The sequence below is a fragment of the Streptomyces sp. SID1328 genome (genome assembly GCF_009865595.1).
In the GTDB taxonomy this organism is placed as follows: domain Bacteria; phylum Actinomycetota; class Actinomycetes; order Streptomycetales; family Streptomycetaceae; genus Streptomyces; species Streptomyces griseoluteus.
Map to the genome: position 1 here is coordinate 26,328 of NZ_WWKH01000238.1, position 15,416 is coordinate 41,743.

Here is a 15,416-nt window from a genome sequence, read left to right on the forward strand (position 1 = left end):
GGGCCGATCAGGCGGGCAGTACGACGACGAACCGCTGGGGCTCCTCGCCCTCGGACTCGCTGCGCAGTCCCGCGCCCTTGATCGCGTCGTGGACGACCTTGCGCTCGAACGGGGTCATCGGCTTGAGCTTGACCGGCTCGCCGGTGCTCTTGACCTCGGCGGCCGCCTTGGCGCCCAGCTCGGCCAGCTCGGTGCGCTTCTGCGCCCGGTAGCCCGCGATGTCCAGCATCAGCCGGCTGCGGTCACCGGTCTCGCGGTGCACGGCCAGGCGCGTCAGCTCCTGAAGGGCCTCCAGCACCTCACCGTCCCGGCCGACCAGCTTCTGCAGGTCGCGGCCCGGCGCGTCGCTGATGATCGAGACGGAGGCGCGGTCGGCCTCCACGTCCATGTCGATGTCGCCGTCGAGATCGGCGATGTCCAGCAGACCCTCGAGGTAGTCCGCAGCGATCTCACCCTCCTGCTCCAGGCGGGTGAGGGTGTCTGCACCCTCGGTGGCGGCGGTGGTGGTGCCTTCCGTCACGGGATGGGCTCCTTCTTACTTCTTGGACGGGGACTTGGGCCGCTGGCCACCCTTGCGCTGCCCGGACTGGGCCTTGCTGCGGGTGCCGGAACCGGGCTTCGGAGTCTGCTTGGGAGGCGCGGGCTTGGCGTCCTGCGGCTCCTCGGACTTGGTCAGCGACGGCGAAGAGGCGGGCTCATCGGCCGGCTCGGCCTCGTGCGGCTGCTTGAGCCCCGACTGGCGCTGGGACTTGCTCTGCCGCTTGGGCTGCTGACGGCGCGGGGCGCCGACGGCCGCGGTGGGCGTGCCGTCCTCGGTCTGGGCGACGGCCTGGCTGTCGCTCTTGACCACGTTGCCGTCGGCCTGGGCCACCAGACCGGCCTTGGTGAGGGAGTTGATGAACTTCCGCTCGGCCTCGTTGCGGTCGCGGCCCTTGGCGACGATCGCCTTGACGATCACCCGGGCGCTGCGGCTGCGGATCTTGCCGTGGTGCGTGACGTGACCGGTCAGGCGCTCCAGGTAGGCGGCCTGCGCCTTGGAGCCCGGAGTCGGGTTGTTGCGGATGACGTACATCTGCTGGCCCATGGTCCACACGTTGGTGGTCAGCCAGTAGACGAGGACACCGACCGGGAAGTTGATGCCGAAGACGGCGAACATGATCGGGAAGACGTACATCAGCATCTTCTGCTGCTGCATGAACGGGGTCTTCACCGAGGTGTCGACGTTCTTCGTCATGAGCTGGCGCTGCGTGTAGAACTGCGACGCCGACATCAGGACGATCATGATGGCGGTGACGACCCGCACATCGGTGACGGTGTCACCGAGGGCGTGCAGGGTGTCCGCGTTGTCCTTGAACTTCGCCGCGAGCGGGGCACCGAAGATGTGTGCCTTACGGGCGCTCTCCAGCAGCGAGTCGTTGATGACGCCGATGGTCTTGCCCGACGCGATGCCGTTGAGCACGTGGTACAGGGCGAAGAAGAACGGCGACTGCGCCAGGATGGGAAGGCACGAGGAGAGCGGGTTGGTACCCGACTCCTTGTACAGCTTCATCATCTCTTCGGACTGGCGCTGCTTGTCGTTCTTGTAGCGCTCCTGGATCTTCTTCATCTCCGGCTGGAGCGTCTGCATCGCGCGCGTCGCCTTGATCTGCTTCACGAAGAGCGGGATCAGGCAGATGCGGATCAGGACCACCAGGGACACGATGGACAGGCCCCAGGCCCAACCCGTGTCAGGGCCGAAAATGGACCCGTACACCGTGTGGAACTGGACGATGACCCAGGAGACGGGTGTCGTGATGAAGCTGAAGAAGCTGGCAATCGTGTCCACTAATCATGCTCCTTGGGCATGGGACGAGGTCTCTGCGGCCGGGCCCGAAGGTGGCTCGGAAGAAAGCTTCGCCTCGGTGGCCGGTTCGGCGGAGTTCCCGCCCTTGCGTGCGCCCCAGGCGTTGCGCAGCATTTCGTGCCACCGCGGGCGCTTGCGCGGCGGGACATGGTCCACACCGCCCAGCGACCACGGATTGCAGCGGAGAATGCGCCAGGCCGTGAGAGCTGTTCCCTTGATGGCACCGTGCCGGTCGATGGCCGTGTAGCCGTAGTGGGAGCACGACGGGTAGTACTTGCACACCGGCCCCAGCAGCGGACTGATCGTCCACTGGTACAACTTGATCAGAGCCAGTAGCGGGTACTTCATCGCGTGCCCCCTCCCAGTAGCCGCTGGATAGCGGCGTCCAGGTCTTGGGCCAGCCGTGCGTGGTCCGCGTCGCCCGATCCGGGCAGCGCGCGTACGACTACCAGGCTACCGGGGGGAAACAGGGCGACTCGGTCACGCATCAGGTGACGCAGTCTGCGCTTGACGGTATTGCGGACGACCGCGTTGCCCACGGCCTTGCTCACGACGAAACCCGCACGCGTCGGGGGAGCGCTCTCCCCAGGCGCGTGCGGGTCCGTGACACCGCTACGAAGGTGGACGACGAGAGTCGGGCGACCGGCCCGGCGTCCTCGTCGTACCGCGGATGCGAAGTCCTCGCGCCGCCTCAGCCGGTTTTCGAGGGGCAGCACGATGTCATGACCTGATCGGGATCAGGCGGACAGACGGGCGCGACCCTTGCTGCGGCGGGTCGCCAGGATGGCGCGGCCGGCACGGGTACGCATACGCAGCCGGAAGCCGTGGGTCTTCGCGCGACGACGGTTGTTCGGCTGGAAGGTGCGCTTGCTCACTCGGGGGCTCCAGAAGAAATCGGTAGTGGCGGGGTGCCGTCCTGGCTGTCACCGTGCGCCCACGAGTAGCTCGCGTCACGCCCGAGTGCACCGCTTCCCGATCACCTGAAGCGATCTGTGCCCATCGGAGGCAGGCGGCAGCAGCCATCGACAACTCGACCTGGTTACGGTACGCGCGGCTACGCCATCCGGTCAAACCGGCGCCCGTCGGGGGAGACTGTCCACAGGCTGGGGACAACAACTTGAACCCTACCGGCTGCGCTGACTACCGTGGCTGGACTCCGATTCGTTCCCTTGTCCCCGCACGACCGGGATTGCCCGGCCCAGTCCGGCCCGTCCACCCGATTTTCATCCCGACCCATCCCACAACCACACGTTCGTGGGACCTGTGAGAGAGCGTGCCCTGTGGCTGACGTACCTGCCGATCTTGCCGCAGTGTGGCCACGCGTACTGGAGGAACTCCTGGGCGAGGGCCGGGGCCAGGGTGTCGAGACCAAGGACGAGCACTGGATCAGGCGCTGCCAGCCGCTGGCCCTGGTCGCGGACACCGCGCTGCTGGCCGTGCCGAACGAATTCGCCAAGAACGTACTCGAGGGCCGCCTGGCCCCGGTCGTCAGCGAGACCCTGAGCCGTGAGTGCGGCCGCCCCATCCGGATCGCCATCACGGTGGACGACTCCGTCGGCGGCCCCCCGGCCCCCCAGCCGTCCGGCGGCCACGAGCAGCCCGACTCCCGTGACCGCGACCAGCGTGACCAGCGCGAACAGGGCGCCCCGCCGCGCTACGAGGAGCCGGAACTGCCCACCGGCCCCTACGAGGGCTACGGCCGCCACCGCGCCGACGACCAGCAGCGCCCGGGCGACGGCCAGGCCGGCCGCGGCGAACGCCCGCCGACCGCGCGCGAGGAGCGGATGCCGACGGCCCGCCCCACCTATCCGTCCGAGTACCAGCGCCCCGAGCCGGGCGCCTGGCCGCGCTCCGGACAGAACGACTACGGCTGGCAGCAGCCCCGCCTCGGCTACCCCGAGCGCGATCCCTACGCCTCCCCGTCCCAGGACTCCTACGGCGGCGCGCCGGACTACCGCGCGCCCGGCCGCGAGCGCCAGGGATACGAGCAGCAGCGTCCCGACTACGACGCCCCGCGCCCGGAGTACGGCGCGCCCCGTGCCGAGTACGACCAGCGCGACCCGGTCCGGCGGGAACGGCCCGAGCCGCCCTCCGACAGCGGTGCCGGGCGGCGCGGCGGCGGGACCGGGCGTCCCGAACTGCCGTCCACCGGCCGCGGCGGCTCCGGCTCGTCCTCCTCCCCGTCGCCGAGCACCGGGGGCCCCGGTGAGCCGACCGCACGGCTGAACCCGAAGTACCTCTTCGACACCTTCGTGATCGGCGCCTCCAACCGCTTCGCGCACGCGGCCGCGGTTGCCGTCGCCGAGGCGCCGGCGAAGGCGTACAACCCCCTCTTCATCTATGGGGAGTCGGGGCTCGGCAAGACGCACCTGCTGCACGCGATCGGGCACTACGCGCGCAGCCTGTACCCCGGTACGCGGGTGCGGTACGTCAGCTCGGAGGAGTTCACCAACGAGTTCATCAACTCCATCCGCGACGGCAAGGGCGACAGCTTCCGCAAGCGGTACCGGGAGATGGACATCCTGCTCGTCGACGACATCCAGTTCCTCGCGGACAAGGAGTCGACGCAGGAGGAGTTCTTCCACACCTTCAACACGCTGCACAACGCCAACAAACAGATCGTGCTGTCCTCCGACCGGCCGCCCAAGCAGCTCGTCACCCTGGAGGACCGGCTGCGCAACCGCTTCGAATGGGGTCTGATCACCGACGTCCAGCCGCCCGAGCTGGAGACGCGGATCGCGATCCTGCGCAAGAAGGCGGTGCAGGAGCAGCTCAACGCCCCGCCGGAGGTGCTGGAGTTCATCGCCTCCCGGATCTCGCGGAACATCCGTGAGCTGGAGGGCGCGCTGATCCGGGTGACGGCCTTCGCCTCGCTCAACCGGCAGCCGGTGGACCTGGGGCTCACCGAGATCGTCCTCAAGGACCTGATCCCCGGCGGCGAGGACTCCGCGCCCGAGATCACGGCCACAGCCATCATGGCGGCCACCGCTGACTACTTCGGGCTCACGGTGGACGACCTCTGCGGCACATCGCGCGGCCGCGCGCTGGTCACCGCCCGGCAGATCGCCATGTACCTGTGCCGGGAGCTGACGGACCTGTCGCTGCCGAAGATCGGCGCGCAGTTCGGCGGCCGCGACCACACCACCGTCATGCACGCGGACCGCAAGATCCGGGCGCTGATGGCCGAGCGGCGCTCGATCTACAACCAGGTCACCGAGCTGACGAACCGCATCAAGAACGGCTGACGCCGGCCGCGTACGGGCCCATGAGGGCGCTCCGGGAGTTCTCCGGGGCGCCCTTCGGCGTTCTTGCGGGAAGCGTCCACGGGGCGGTTGCCATGGGCTTCTGGAGTGTCTGGCAGCCGCGAGGGTGTGCGCGAGGGGCTGCCGAAAGGAGCCGGAGGTGAACAGCACGTCGGCCGACGCGCGTGGGACCCCATAGGGGGACCGGGAGCCCCGCCCAATCCTCCGATCCGAGCCGCTGGCCCCGTTCCCACCCCCCAGCCCCGTGTCCCACCAGCAACCTTGTGTTCGATTCCCCGGCGGGTTACGGCCTCCCTCCACAGATTTCCCGACTTTCTTTCGCCCACAGGGTGGGGACTGCGAAGTTGTCCCAAGCTGCGTCCACAGGGAGGCTGGGGGTTGGGCATCTGCCCAGCTCAGAGGGCTGTGGATTCGTGGACGAAGGATCTCCACAGGGTGTGGACAAAGACTCCGTCCACACCCTGTGCGTAACGTTGTCCACGGTTGGCCCCACAGGTTGAGGGCGGTTGTCCCCAGCGGAAGCCAGCTTCTCCACATCACTGTCCACTGTTCGGCAACATCACGGGGCCGGTCACTGCGTCGAGTGAAAGCCGTCACACGGAACTGCCAACAGCCCCTGTGGGAAACGGCGCCAAACCTGGGGACGCAGCTGGGGAGAACTCACCCTGTCCTGGGGACGGTGTGTGCAGAACTTTCTGTTCTCCACAGATGGGCCAAGTTGTCCACGGGCTCCACCCACAGGGGCGGTGGATAAAATTTGGGGCCTGACCTGCGAAAACGGGGTTATCCACGGTATCCACAGGCCCTACTACTACTCCCGACTAGAGAGAGCTAGGAATCCGTTTCGAAGCGGGGCCTGTGCACAACTCGCTGTTTCGCCCTCGGCTGCCGCTCGGCCCGACTTGACCCCGACCGGCACCTGCTGTCAGCGCGGTGCGTCAGACTGGTCACCGGTGTCCTTCCCCTCGCAACGGGAGGCGACACCGAGTCGGAGGACTCAGAAGGCAACAGCAGGAGGCGGCTTACGGTGAAGATCCGGGTGGAACGCGACGTACTCGCGGAGGCAGTGGCGTGGGCGGCACGCAGCCTCCCGGCCCGTCCGCCGGCGCCTGTCCTCGCCGGCCTGCTGCTGAAGGCCGAGGAGGGCCAGCTCAGCCTGTCGGGCTTCGACTACGAGGTCTCCGCCCGGGTGGGCGTCGAGGCCGAGGTCGAGGAGGAGGGCACCGTCCTGGTCTCCGGCCGCCTGCTCGCCGACATCTGCCGCGCGCTGCCCAACCGCCCGGTGGAGATCTCCACCGACGGTGTGCGGGCCACCGTGGTTTGCGGCTCCTCGCGGTTCACCCTCCACACCCTGCCGGTGGAGGAGTACCCGGCGCTGCCGCAGATGCCGACCGCCACGGGCACCGTCCCCGGCGAGGTCTTCGCGGCCGCCGCGTCCCAGGTGGCCATCGCCGCCGGGCGCGACGACACACTGCCCGTCCTCACCGGTGTGCGCATCGAGATCGAGGGCGACACCGTCACCCTGGCCTCCACCGACCGCTACCGCTTCGCGGTCCGCGAGTTCCTGTGGAAGCCCGAGAACCCCGACGCCTCCGCGGTGGCCCTGGTCCCGGCCAAGACGCTGCTGGACACCGCCAAGTCGCTCGGCGCCGGTGACAGCGTCACCCTGGCGCTCTCCGGCTCCGGCTCGGGCGAGGGCCTCATCGGCTTCGAGGGCGCCGGCCGCCGCACCACCACGCGGCTGCTCGAGGGCGACCTGCCGAAGTACCGCACGCTGTTCCCGACGGAGTTCAACTCGGTCGCCGTGATCGAGACCGCCCCCTTCGTGGAGGCCGTCAAGCGCGTCGCCCTGGTCGCCAAGCGGAACACCCCGGTGCGGCTGAGCTTCGAGCAGGGCGTGCTGATCCTGGAGGCCGGCTCCAGCGACGACGCACAGGCTGTGGAAAGGGTCGACGCCCAGCTCGACGGCGACGACATCTCGATCGCCTTCAACCCGACCTTCCTGCTGGACGGTCTGAGCGCGATCGACTCCCCCGTGGCCCAGCTCTCGTTCACCACCTCGACCAAGCCGGCGCTGCTCAGCGGCAAGCCCGCGCTGGACGCGGAGGCGGACGACGCCTACAAGTACCTGATCATGCCGGTGCGCCTGAGCGGCTGAGCCGGCCTCCCCGGCACCGGGCCGAGTGCGGGTCCGGTGGCAAAAGCCCAGGTGAGGGCGTACGTATGAGCGCGTATACCCACAGTTGTGCATGACGGGTCGCCGTTAGGCTCGGTGCCGGGCACCCACGTGCCCGGCACGCCACACAGCGACCTAAGGAACAACTGATGGAGCTCGGTCTCGTCGGCCTCGGCAAGATGGGCGGCAACATGCGTGAGCGCATCCGCCGCGCAGGCCACACCGTCATCGGATACGACCGCAACGCGGACCTCGCGGACGTCCACAGCCTCGAAGAGCTTGTGGGCAAGCTCAGCGCCCCGCGCGTGGTCTGGGTGATGGTTCCGGCGGGCGAGGCGACGCAGGCGACCGTCGACCGGCTCGGCGAGCTGCTGGAGCCCGGCGACGTGGTCGTGGACGGCGGCAACTCCCGCTGGACGGACGACGAGAAGCACGCCGAGGAGCTGGCGGCCAAGGGCATAGGCTTCGTCGACTGCGGCGTCTCCGGCGGCGTCCACGGCCTGGCGAACGGCTACGCGCTGATGTACGGCGGTGACGAGGAGAACGTCGCCAAGGTGCGGCCCGTCCTCGACGCGCTGAAGCCGGAGGGCGACTTCGGCTCCGTACACGCCGGCAAGGTCGGCGCGGGCCACTTCTCCAAGATGGTCCACAACGGCATCGAGTACGCCATGATGCAGGCGTACGCCGAGGGCTGGGAGCTGCTGGAGAAGGTCGACTCCGTGGAGAACGTCCGCGAGATCTTCCGCTCCTGGCAGGAGGGCACGGTCATCCGTTCCTGGCTGCTCGACCTCGCGGTCAACGCCCTGGACGACGACGAGCACCTGGACGGCCTGCGCGGCTACGCGCAGGACTCCGGTGAGGGACGCTGGACGGTGGAGGCCGCGATCGACAACGCGGTGCCGCTGCCCGCGATCACCGCGTCGCTGTTCGCGCGGTTCGCCTCGCGGCAGGACGACTCGCCGCAGATGAAGATGATCGCCGCGCTGCGCAACCAGTTCGGCGGCCACGCGGTCGAGAAGAAGCCGTAACCAGGCAGAAGAAGTAGTCCACAGGGTCGTTCCGGCGATCCACAGGCTGTTGAGGGAGGTCGGCGGACGACCATGCACGTCACGCATCTTTCGCTGGCCGACTTCCGCTCGTACGCCCGGGCCGAGGTCCCGCTCGGCTCGGGCGTCACCGCCTTCGTGGGCCCCAACGGGCAGGGCAAGACCAACCTTGTCGAGGCCGTCGGCTATCTGGCCACCCTCGGCAGCCACCGGGTCTCCGCCGACGCCCCCCTGGTCCGCATGGGCGCCGAGCGTGCCGTCGTCCGGGCGCAGGTCCGCCAGGGCGAGCGGCAGCAGCTGGTCGAGCTGGAGCTGAACCCCGGCCGCGCCAACCGGGCCCGGATCAACCGGTCCTCGCAGGTCAGGCCGCGTGACGTGCTGGGCATCGTGCGGACCGTGCTGTTCGCGCCCGAGGACCTCGCGCTGATCAAGGGCGACCCCGGCGAGCGCCGCCGCTTCCTGGACGAGCTGATCACCGCGCGCGCCCCGCGCATGGCGGGCGTCCGCTCCGACTACGAGCGGGTGCTCAAGCAGCGCAACACCCTGCTGAAGTCGGCCGCCCTCGCGCGCCGGCACGGCGGCCGCTCGATGGACCTCTCCACGCTCGACGTGTGGGACCAGCACCTCGCGCACGCGGGCGCCGAGCTGCTGGCCCAGCGCCTGGACCTCATCGGGGTGCTCCAGCCGCTCGCCGACAAGGCGTACGAGCAGCTCGCCCCCGGCGGCGGGCCCGTCGCGCTGGAGTACAAGTCCTCCGCGCCGGGCACCGCGCACACCCGCGAGGAGCTGGCCGAACAGCTGCTGGGCGCGCTCGCCGAGGCGCGCAAGCAGGAGATCGAGCGGGGCGTGACCCTGGTCGGCCCGCACCGCGACGACCTGGTGCTGCGCCTGGGCCGTCTCCCCGCCAAGGGGTACGCCTCGCACGGCGAGTCCTGGTCCTACGCGCTCGCCCTGCGCCTGGCCTCCTACGACCTGCTGCGCGCCGAGGGCAATGAGCCGGTGCTGATCCTGGACGACGTCTTCGCCGAGCTGGACGCGCGCCGCCGGGAGCGGCTGGCCGAGCTGGTGGCGCCCGGCGAGCAGGTGCTGGTGACGGCCGCGGTCGACGACGACGTGCCGCACGTCCTGGCGGGCGCCCGGTACGCGGTGTCCGACGGCACGGTGGAGCCGGTATGAGCGACGGGGACGGGGAGGACCGCAAGGCGCCGGAGCCGTCCGGTGTCGACCTCGCGCGCGTGGCGCTGCGGGCGGCCAAGGAGCAGGCACGCGCGCGTGGGGACGCGGCGCGGCAGAAGAAGCAGGCGCGGCGCGGCGGTGGCCTCCGCTCGGGCGCGCGGGCGGACGGGCGGGACCCGATGGCGCTGGGCGCGGCGATCAACCGGCTGCTGAACGAGCGCGGCTGGGAGGCCCCGGCGGCGGTCGGCGGTGTCATGGGCCGCTGGCCGCAGATCGTCGGCGAGGACCTGGCGAAGCACTGCGTGCCGCAGCGGTACGACGAGGAGGAGCGGGTGCTGTCCGTCTCCTGTGACTCGACGGCATGGGCGACGCAGCTCCGCCTGCTGGCGCCGACGCTCGTGGCCCGGCTGAACGAGGACCTCGGTCACGGCACGGTCCGGATGATCAAGGTGAACGGTCCGGGCGCCCCGGTGCGCCGTTATGGGCCTCTCAGGGCCCCTGGAAGCGCCGGTCCGGGCGACACCTACGGGTGACGTACCTCACGTCTGACCAGTGAGGCGTGAGGGCACTCCGCAGACGTACGCGTGTACGGATCAGCGGCCGATCATGGCCCGACCCCCCGATGGACAAGGGCTGACGGCCCGAAGCCCTGAGTGCCGCTGTGAGCCCCTCGCAGCCCCCTTCCCCATATCGGGACCCGGTCGGGGCCGGTTCAGGGCGGCACATGCGTACTCAGGTGCCCGCAAGCCCCCATCATTGTCGGTGCTACCGGTAGACTGGAAGGCGATCCCGCCCCATTCGTGGGGACCGTCCGGGAAAAGCTGAGCAACGCTGATTCAGGGCTTACCAACGCAACATGCCGCAGCCGCTCCGGCAACCCTCCTTCCGGAGGGCGCGCACCCGCAAGGAGCGCTCGTGCTGTGCCAGAAAGGGCGCTTCGTGGCCGATTCCGGCAACCCCAACGAGAACATTCCTTCCACCGACGCCGGCGTCCTCGGCGAGGCAGTCGCAGCCTCGTACGACGCCAGCGCCATCACCGTGCTCGAAGGGCTGGACGCGGTCCGCAAGCGCCCCGGCATGTACATCGGTTCCACCGGTGAGCGCGGTCTGCACCACCTGGTGTACGAGGTCGTCGACAACTCCGTCGACGAGGCGCTGGCCGGTCACGCGGACACCATCGACGTGACGATCCTGCCCGACGGCGGGGTGCGCGTGGTGGACAACGGCCGCGGCATCCCGGTCGGCATCGTGGCCTCCGAGGGCAAGCCGGCCCTCGAGGTCGTGCTGACCGTGCTGCACGCGGGCGGCAAGTTCGGCGGCGGCGGCTACGCCGTCTCCGGCGGTCTGCACGGCGTGGGCGTGTCCGTGGTGAACGCGCTGTCCATGAAGGTCGCCGTCGAGGTGAAGACGGACGGCTACCGCTGGACGCAGGACTACAAGATGGGCGTCCCCACGGCGCCGCTGGTGAAGAACGAGGCGACCGAGGAGACCGGCACGTCGGTCACCTTCTGGGCCGACCCGGAGATCTTCGAGACCACGGAGTACTCCTTCGAGACGCTGTCCCGGCGTTTCCAGGAGATGGCGTTCCTCAACAAGGGCCTGACGATCAGGCTCACCGACGAGCGCGAGTCGGCGAAGGCCACGAGCGGTGCGGACGAGGCGGGTGCGGACGAGAAGGCCGAGGTCAAGTCGGTCACGTACCGCTACGACGGCGGCATCGTCGACTTCGTGACGTACCTGAACTCCCGCAAGGGCGATGTCGTGCACCCCACGGTCGTCTCGCTGGAGGCGGAGGACAAGGACAAGAGCCTGTCCCTCGAGGTCGCCATGCAGTGGAACGGCGGATACAGCGAGGGTGTCTACTCCTTCGCCAACATCATCCACACCCACGAGGGCGGTACCCACGAGGAGGGCTTCCGGGCCGCGCTGACCTCCCTGATCAACAAGTACGCGCGCGACAAGAAGCTGCTGCGCGAGCGGGACGACAACCTCACCGGTGACGACATCCGCGAGGGCCTGACCGCCATCATCTCGGTCAAGCTGAGCGAGCCGCAGTTCGAGGGCCAGACCAAGACCAAGCTGGGCAACACCGAGGCCAAGACCTTCGTGCAGCGCGCGGTCTACGAGCACCTCAACGACTGGCTGGACCGCAACCCGGTCGAGGCGGCGGACATCATCCGCAAGGGCATCCAGGCGGCCACCGCGCGTGTGGCGGCCCGCAAGGCCCGTGACCTCACCCGGCGCAAGGGTCTGCTGGAGTCCGGCGCGCTGCCGGGCAAGCTGTCCGACTGCCAGTCGAACGACCCGTCCAAGTGCGAGATCTTCATCGTCGAGGGCGACTCCGCCGGCGGTTCGGCCAAGTCCGGCCGCAACCCGCAGTACCAGGCGATCCTCCCGATCCGAGGCAAGATCCTCAACGTCGAGAAGGCGCGGATCGACAAGATCCTGCAGAACCAGGAGATCCAGGCGCTGATCTCGGCCTTCGGCACGGGTGTGCACGAGGACTTCGACATCGAGAAGCTCCGCTATCACAAGATCATCCTGATGGCGGACGCCGACGTCGACGGCCAGCACATCAACACCCTGCTGCTGACCTTCCTGTTCCGTTTCATGCGGCCGCTGGTCGAGGCCGGGTTCGTGTACCTCTCCCGCCCACCGCTGTACAAGATCAAGTGGGGCCGGGACGACGTGGAGTACGCGTACTCCGACCGCGAGCGCGACGCGCTGATCGAGATGGGCCGCCAGCGCGGCAAGCGCATCCGCGAGGACTCCATCCAGCGCTTCAAGGGTCTGGGTGAGATGAACGCGGAGGAGCTGCGCGTGACCACGATGGACCCGGAGCACCGCGTCCTCGGCCAGGTGACCCTCGACGACGCCGCCCAGGCCGACGACCTGTTCTCGGTCCTGATGGGCGAGGACGTCGAGGCCCGCCGCCTCTTCATCCAGCGCAACGCCAAGGACGTCCGCTTCCTCGACATCTGAGTCGGTCCCGGCTGACCGCACCAGGGAAGGATCTTCACCAGCAATGACCGACGAAACCCCCGAGTTCATGCCCGAACCGGTGACCCCGGCGGAGGAGACGGGCGAGACCGTCACCGTCCGGATCGAGCCGGTGGGCCTCGACGCCGAGATGCAGCGCTCGTACCTCGACTACGCGATGTCCGTCATCGTGTCGCGCGCGCTGCCCGACGTCCGGGACGGCCTCAAGCCCGTCCACCGCCGTGTGCTGTACGCGATGTACGACGGCGGCTACCGACCCGACCGCGGCTTCTACAAGTGCGCGCGCGTCGTCGGTGACGTCATGGGTAACTACCACCCCCACGGCGACAGCTCGATCTACGACGCCCTGGTCCGCCTCGCCCAGCCGTGGTCGATGCGCATGCCGCTCGTCGACTCCAACGGCAACTTCGGCTCGCCGGGCAACGACCCCGCGGCCGCCATGCGGTACACCGAGTGCAAGCTGGCGCCGCTGTCGATGGAGATGGTCCGCGACATCGACGAGGACACCGTCGATTTCAAGGACAACTACGACGGCCGCTCCCAGGAGCCGACCGTCCTGCCCGCCCGCTTCCCCAACCTGCTGATCAACGGCTCCGCCGGTATCGCGGTCGGCATGGCGACCAACATCCCGCCGCACAACCTGCGCGAGGTCGCGGCCGGCGCCCAGTGGCACCTGGAGCACCCGGAGGCGTCGCAGGAGGAGCTGCTGGACGCCCTCATCGAGCGCATCAAGGGCCCGGACTTCCCGACCGGCGCGCTGGTCGTGGGCCGCAAGGGCATCGAGGAGGCGTACCGCACCGGGCGCGGCTCCATCACGATGCGCGCGGTGGTCGAGGTCGAGGAGATCCAGAACCGGCAGTGCCTGGTCGTCACCGAGCTGCCGTACCAGGTGAACCCCGACAACCTGGCGCAGAAGATCGCCGACCTGGTGAAGGACGGCAAGATCGGCGGCATCGCCGACGTCCGCGACGAGACGTCGTCCCGCACCGGTCAGCGCCTGGTGATCGTCCTCAAGCGGGACGCGGTCGCCAAGGTGGTGCTGAACAACCTGTACAAGCACACCGAGCTGCAGACGAACTTCGGCGCCAACATGCTGGCCCTGGTCGACGGGGTGCCGCGCACGCTGTCGCTGGACGCGTTCATCCGGCACTGGGTGACGCACCAGATCGAGGTCATCATCCGCCGGACCAAGTTCCGGCTGCGCAAGGCCGAGGAGCGCGCCCACATCCTGCGCGGTCTGCTGAAGGCCCTGGACGCCATCGACGAGGTCATCGCGCTGATCCGGCGCAGTGAGACCGTCGAGATCGCCCGCGGCGGCCTGATGGACCTCCTCGCGATCGACGAGATCCAGGCCAACGCCATCCTCGAGATGCAGCTGCGCCGCCTGGCCGCCCTGGAGCGCCAGAAGATCGTCCAGGAGCACGACGAGCTCCAGGCGAAGATCAACGAGTACAACCGCATCCTCGCCTCCGAGGAGCTGCAGCGGCAGATCGTCCACGACGAGCTGGCCACCATCGTCGAGCGGTTCGGCGAGGACCGGCGCAGCACGCTGGTGCCCTACGACGGCGACATGTCCATCGAGGACCTGATCGCCGAGGAGGACATCGTCGTCACCGTCACGCGCGGCGGCTACATCAAGCGCACCAAGACGGACGACTACCGGGCGCAGAAGCGCGGCGGGAAGGGGGTGCGGGGCGCGAAGCTGAAGGAGGACGACATCGTCGACCACTTCTTCGTCTCCACCACGCACCACTGGCTGCTGTTCTTCACCAACAAGGGCCGTGTCTACCGGGCCAAGGCGTACGAGCTGCCCGACGCCGGCCGGGACGCGCGCGGCCAGCACGTGGCCAACCTGCTCGCCTTCCAGCCGGACGAGGCGATCGCGCAGATCCTGGCGATCCGCGACTACGAGGCCGCGCCGTACCTGGTGCTGGCCACGAAGGCCGGCCTGGTCAAGAAGACCCCGCTGAAGGACTACGACTCGCCGCGCTCCGGCGGTGTCATCGCCATCAACCTGCGGGCGGGCGAGGACGGCACGGACGACGAGCTGATCGGCGCGGAGCTGGTATCCGCCGACGACGACCTGCTCCTCGTCAGCCGGAAGGCGCAGTCCATCAGGTTCACCGCGTCGGACGACACGCTGCGCCCGATGGGCCGTGCCACCTCCGGTGTGAAGGGCATGAGCTTCCGCGAGGGCGACGAGCTGCTGTCGATGAACGTGGTGCGTCCGGGTACGTTCGTGTTCACCGCGACCGACGGTGGTTATGCCAAGCGGACGGCCGTGGACGAGTACCGCGTCCAGGGACGTGGCGGTCTGGGCATCAAGGCTGCCAAGATCGTGGAGGACCGGGGCTCGCTCGTCGGCGCGCTGATCGTCGAGGAGAGCGACGAGATCCTCGCCATCACCCTCGGCGGCGGTGTGATTCGTACGCGCGTCAGCGGGGTCAGGGAGACGGGCCGTGACACCATGGGCGTCCAACTGATCAACCTGGGCAAGCGCGATGCCGTGGTCGGCATCGCTCGCAACGCCGAAGCGGGGCGTGAGGCGGAGGAGGTCGACGGCGAGATCGTCGTCGACGAGACCGCCGAGGGCACCACGATCGCCACGGACGAGGGTGAGGCGCCCTCGGCCGAGTAGTACGAGGAGTGAACACGTGAGCGGAGCCACGGGCGCCGGATCGGCCGGTACCTCCAAGGGTACGGAGACGGACGGCGGCCGTGGCTCCGCCGCGCAGGCGGCCTCCGCCGATGCTTCTTCCGCTTCTACACCTGATTCTTCGAGTTCCCAGGGGGGAACCGTGACGGACACCCGTGGTGCGCGGGCCGACGCCGGTACGACCGAGGGCATGGCGGCCTCCCCGCTGCCCGGTGAGCGCGGCCCCGAGCAGCCGGCCGGGCCCTACCACCCGCCG

Annotated in this window: 12 protein-coding genes and 1 pseudogene; 8 read left to right on the top strand and 5 right to left on the bottom strand. The window is 69.2% G+C overall.

The genetic code is table 11. From position 1 onward, the window contains the following. Positions 1-7: 7 nt before the first annotated feature. The 5 genes from GT030_RS06850 to rpmH are packed head-to-tail and all read right to left on the bottom strand — an operon-like array spanning position 8 to position 2,718. The gene (locus tag GT030_RS06850) at positions 8-520 is read right to left on the bottom strand and encodes a R3H domain-containing nucleic acid-binding protein (RefSeq protein ID WP_161200303.1); all 513 of its coding nucleotides are present in this window, start codon (positions 518-520) and stop codon (positions 8-10) included. Between the two features lie 15 nt (positions 521-535). Continuing rightward, on the bottom strand, positions 536-1,825 hold the full coding sequence (yidC, locus tag GT030_RS06855) for a membrane protein insertase YidC (protein WP_161200304.1): 1,290 nt from the start codon (positions 1,823-1,825) through the stop codon (positions 536-538). A gap of 3 nt (positions 1,826-1,828) precedes the next feature. Beyond that, positions 1,829-2,191, bottom strand: coding sequence for a membrane protein insertion efficiency factor YidD (yidD, locus tag GT030_RS06860; protein ID WP_086691980.1), 363 nt, complete (start codon positions 2,189-2,191; stop codon positions 1,829-1,831). Continuing rightward, a complete protein-coding gene (gene rnpA / locus GT030_RS06865) occupies positions 2,188-2,559 on the bottom strand; it encodes a ribonuclease P protein component (RefSeq protein WP_161200305.1) in 372 nt (123 codons plus the stop codon). The genes yidD and rnpA overlap by 4 nt, the downstream gene beginning before the upstream one ends. 21 nt (positions 2,560-2,580) lie before the next feature. Beyond that, on the bottom strand, positions 2,581-2,718 hold the full coding sequence (rpmH, locus tag GT030_RS06870; RefSeq protein WP_003975051.1) for a 50S ribosomal protein L34: 138 nt from the start codon (positions 2,716-2,718) through the stop codon (positions 2,581-2,583). Between the two features lie 405 nt (positions 2,719-3,123). On the opposite strand from rpmH, the gene dnaA reads away from it, so the two are divergent. The 8 genes and pseudogenes from dnaA to GT030_RS36195 all read left to right on the top strand — a co-directional run. After that, the gene (dnaA, locus tag GT030_RS06875; protein ID WP_161200306.1) at positions 3,124-5,088 is read left to right on the top strand and encodes a chromosomal replication initiator protein DnaA; all 1,965 of its coding nucleotides are present in this window, start codon (positions 3,124-3,126) and stop codon (positions 5,086-5,088) included. 1,045 nt (positions 5,089-6,133) lie between these two features. Beyond that, on the top strand, positions 6,134-7,264 hold the full coding sequence (gene dnaN, locus GT030_RS06880; RefSeq protein ID WP_161200307.1) for a DNA polymerase III subunit beta: 1,131 nt from the start codon (positions 6,134-6,136) through the stop codon (positions 7,262-7,264). 167 nt (positions 7,265-7,431) lie between these two features. Next, positions 7,432-8,310, top strand: a complete 879-nt coding sequence (gene gnd, locus GT030_RS06885; RefSeq protein ID WP_086690353.1) for a phosphogluconate dehydrogenase (NAD(+)-dependent, decarboxylating) — start codon at positions 7,432-7,434, stop codon at positions 8,308-8,310. 72 nt (positions 8,311-8,382) lie between these two features. Further along, entirely contained in the window at positions 8,383-9,504 is a 1,122-nt protein-coding gene (gene recF, locus GT030_RS06890) for a DNA replication/repair protein RecF (RefSeq protein ID WP_161200308.1), read from the top strand. Further along, on the top strand, positions 9,501-10,037 hold the full coding sequence (locus GT030_RS06895; protein ID WP_161200309.1) for a DciA family protein: 537 nt from the start codon (positions 9,501-9,503) through the stop codon (positions 10,035-10,037). The genes recF and GT030_RS06895 overlap by 4 nt, the downstream gene beginning before the upstream one ends. A 382-nt stretch (positions 10,038-10,419) precedes the next feature. After that, complete coding sequence (gyrB, locus tag GT030_RS06900) at positions 10,420-12,486, top strand: DNA topoisomerase (ATP-hydrolyzing) subunit B (RefSeq protein ID WP_161200310.1); 2,067 nt, start codon at positions 10,420-10,422, stop codon at positions 12,484-12,486. 67 nt (positions 12,487-12,553) lie between these two features. Beyond that, positions 12,554-15,142 carry a DNA gyrase subunit A gene (gene gyrA / locus GT030_RS06905; RefSeq protein WP_161200311.1) on the top strand — a complete coding sequence of 863 codons (2,589 nt, stop codon included), beginning with the start codon at positions 12,554-12,556 and terminating at the stop codon, positions 15,140-15,142. A 16-nt stretch (positions 15,143-15,158) separates the two neighbouring features. After that, positions 15,159-15,416: pseudogene (locus tag GT030_RS36195) on the top strand (hypothetical protein); the annotation flags it as partial.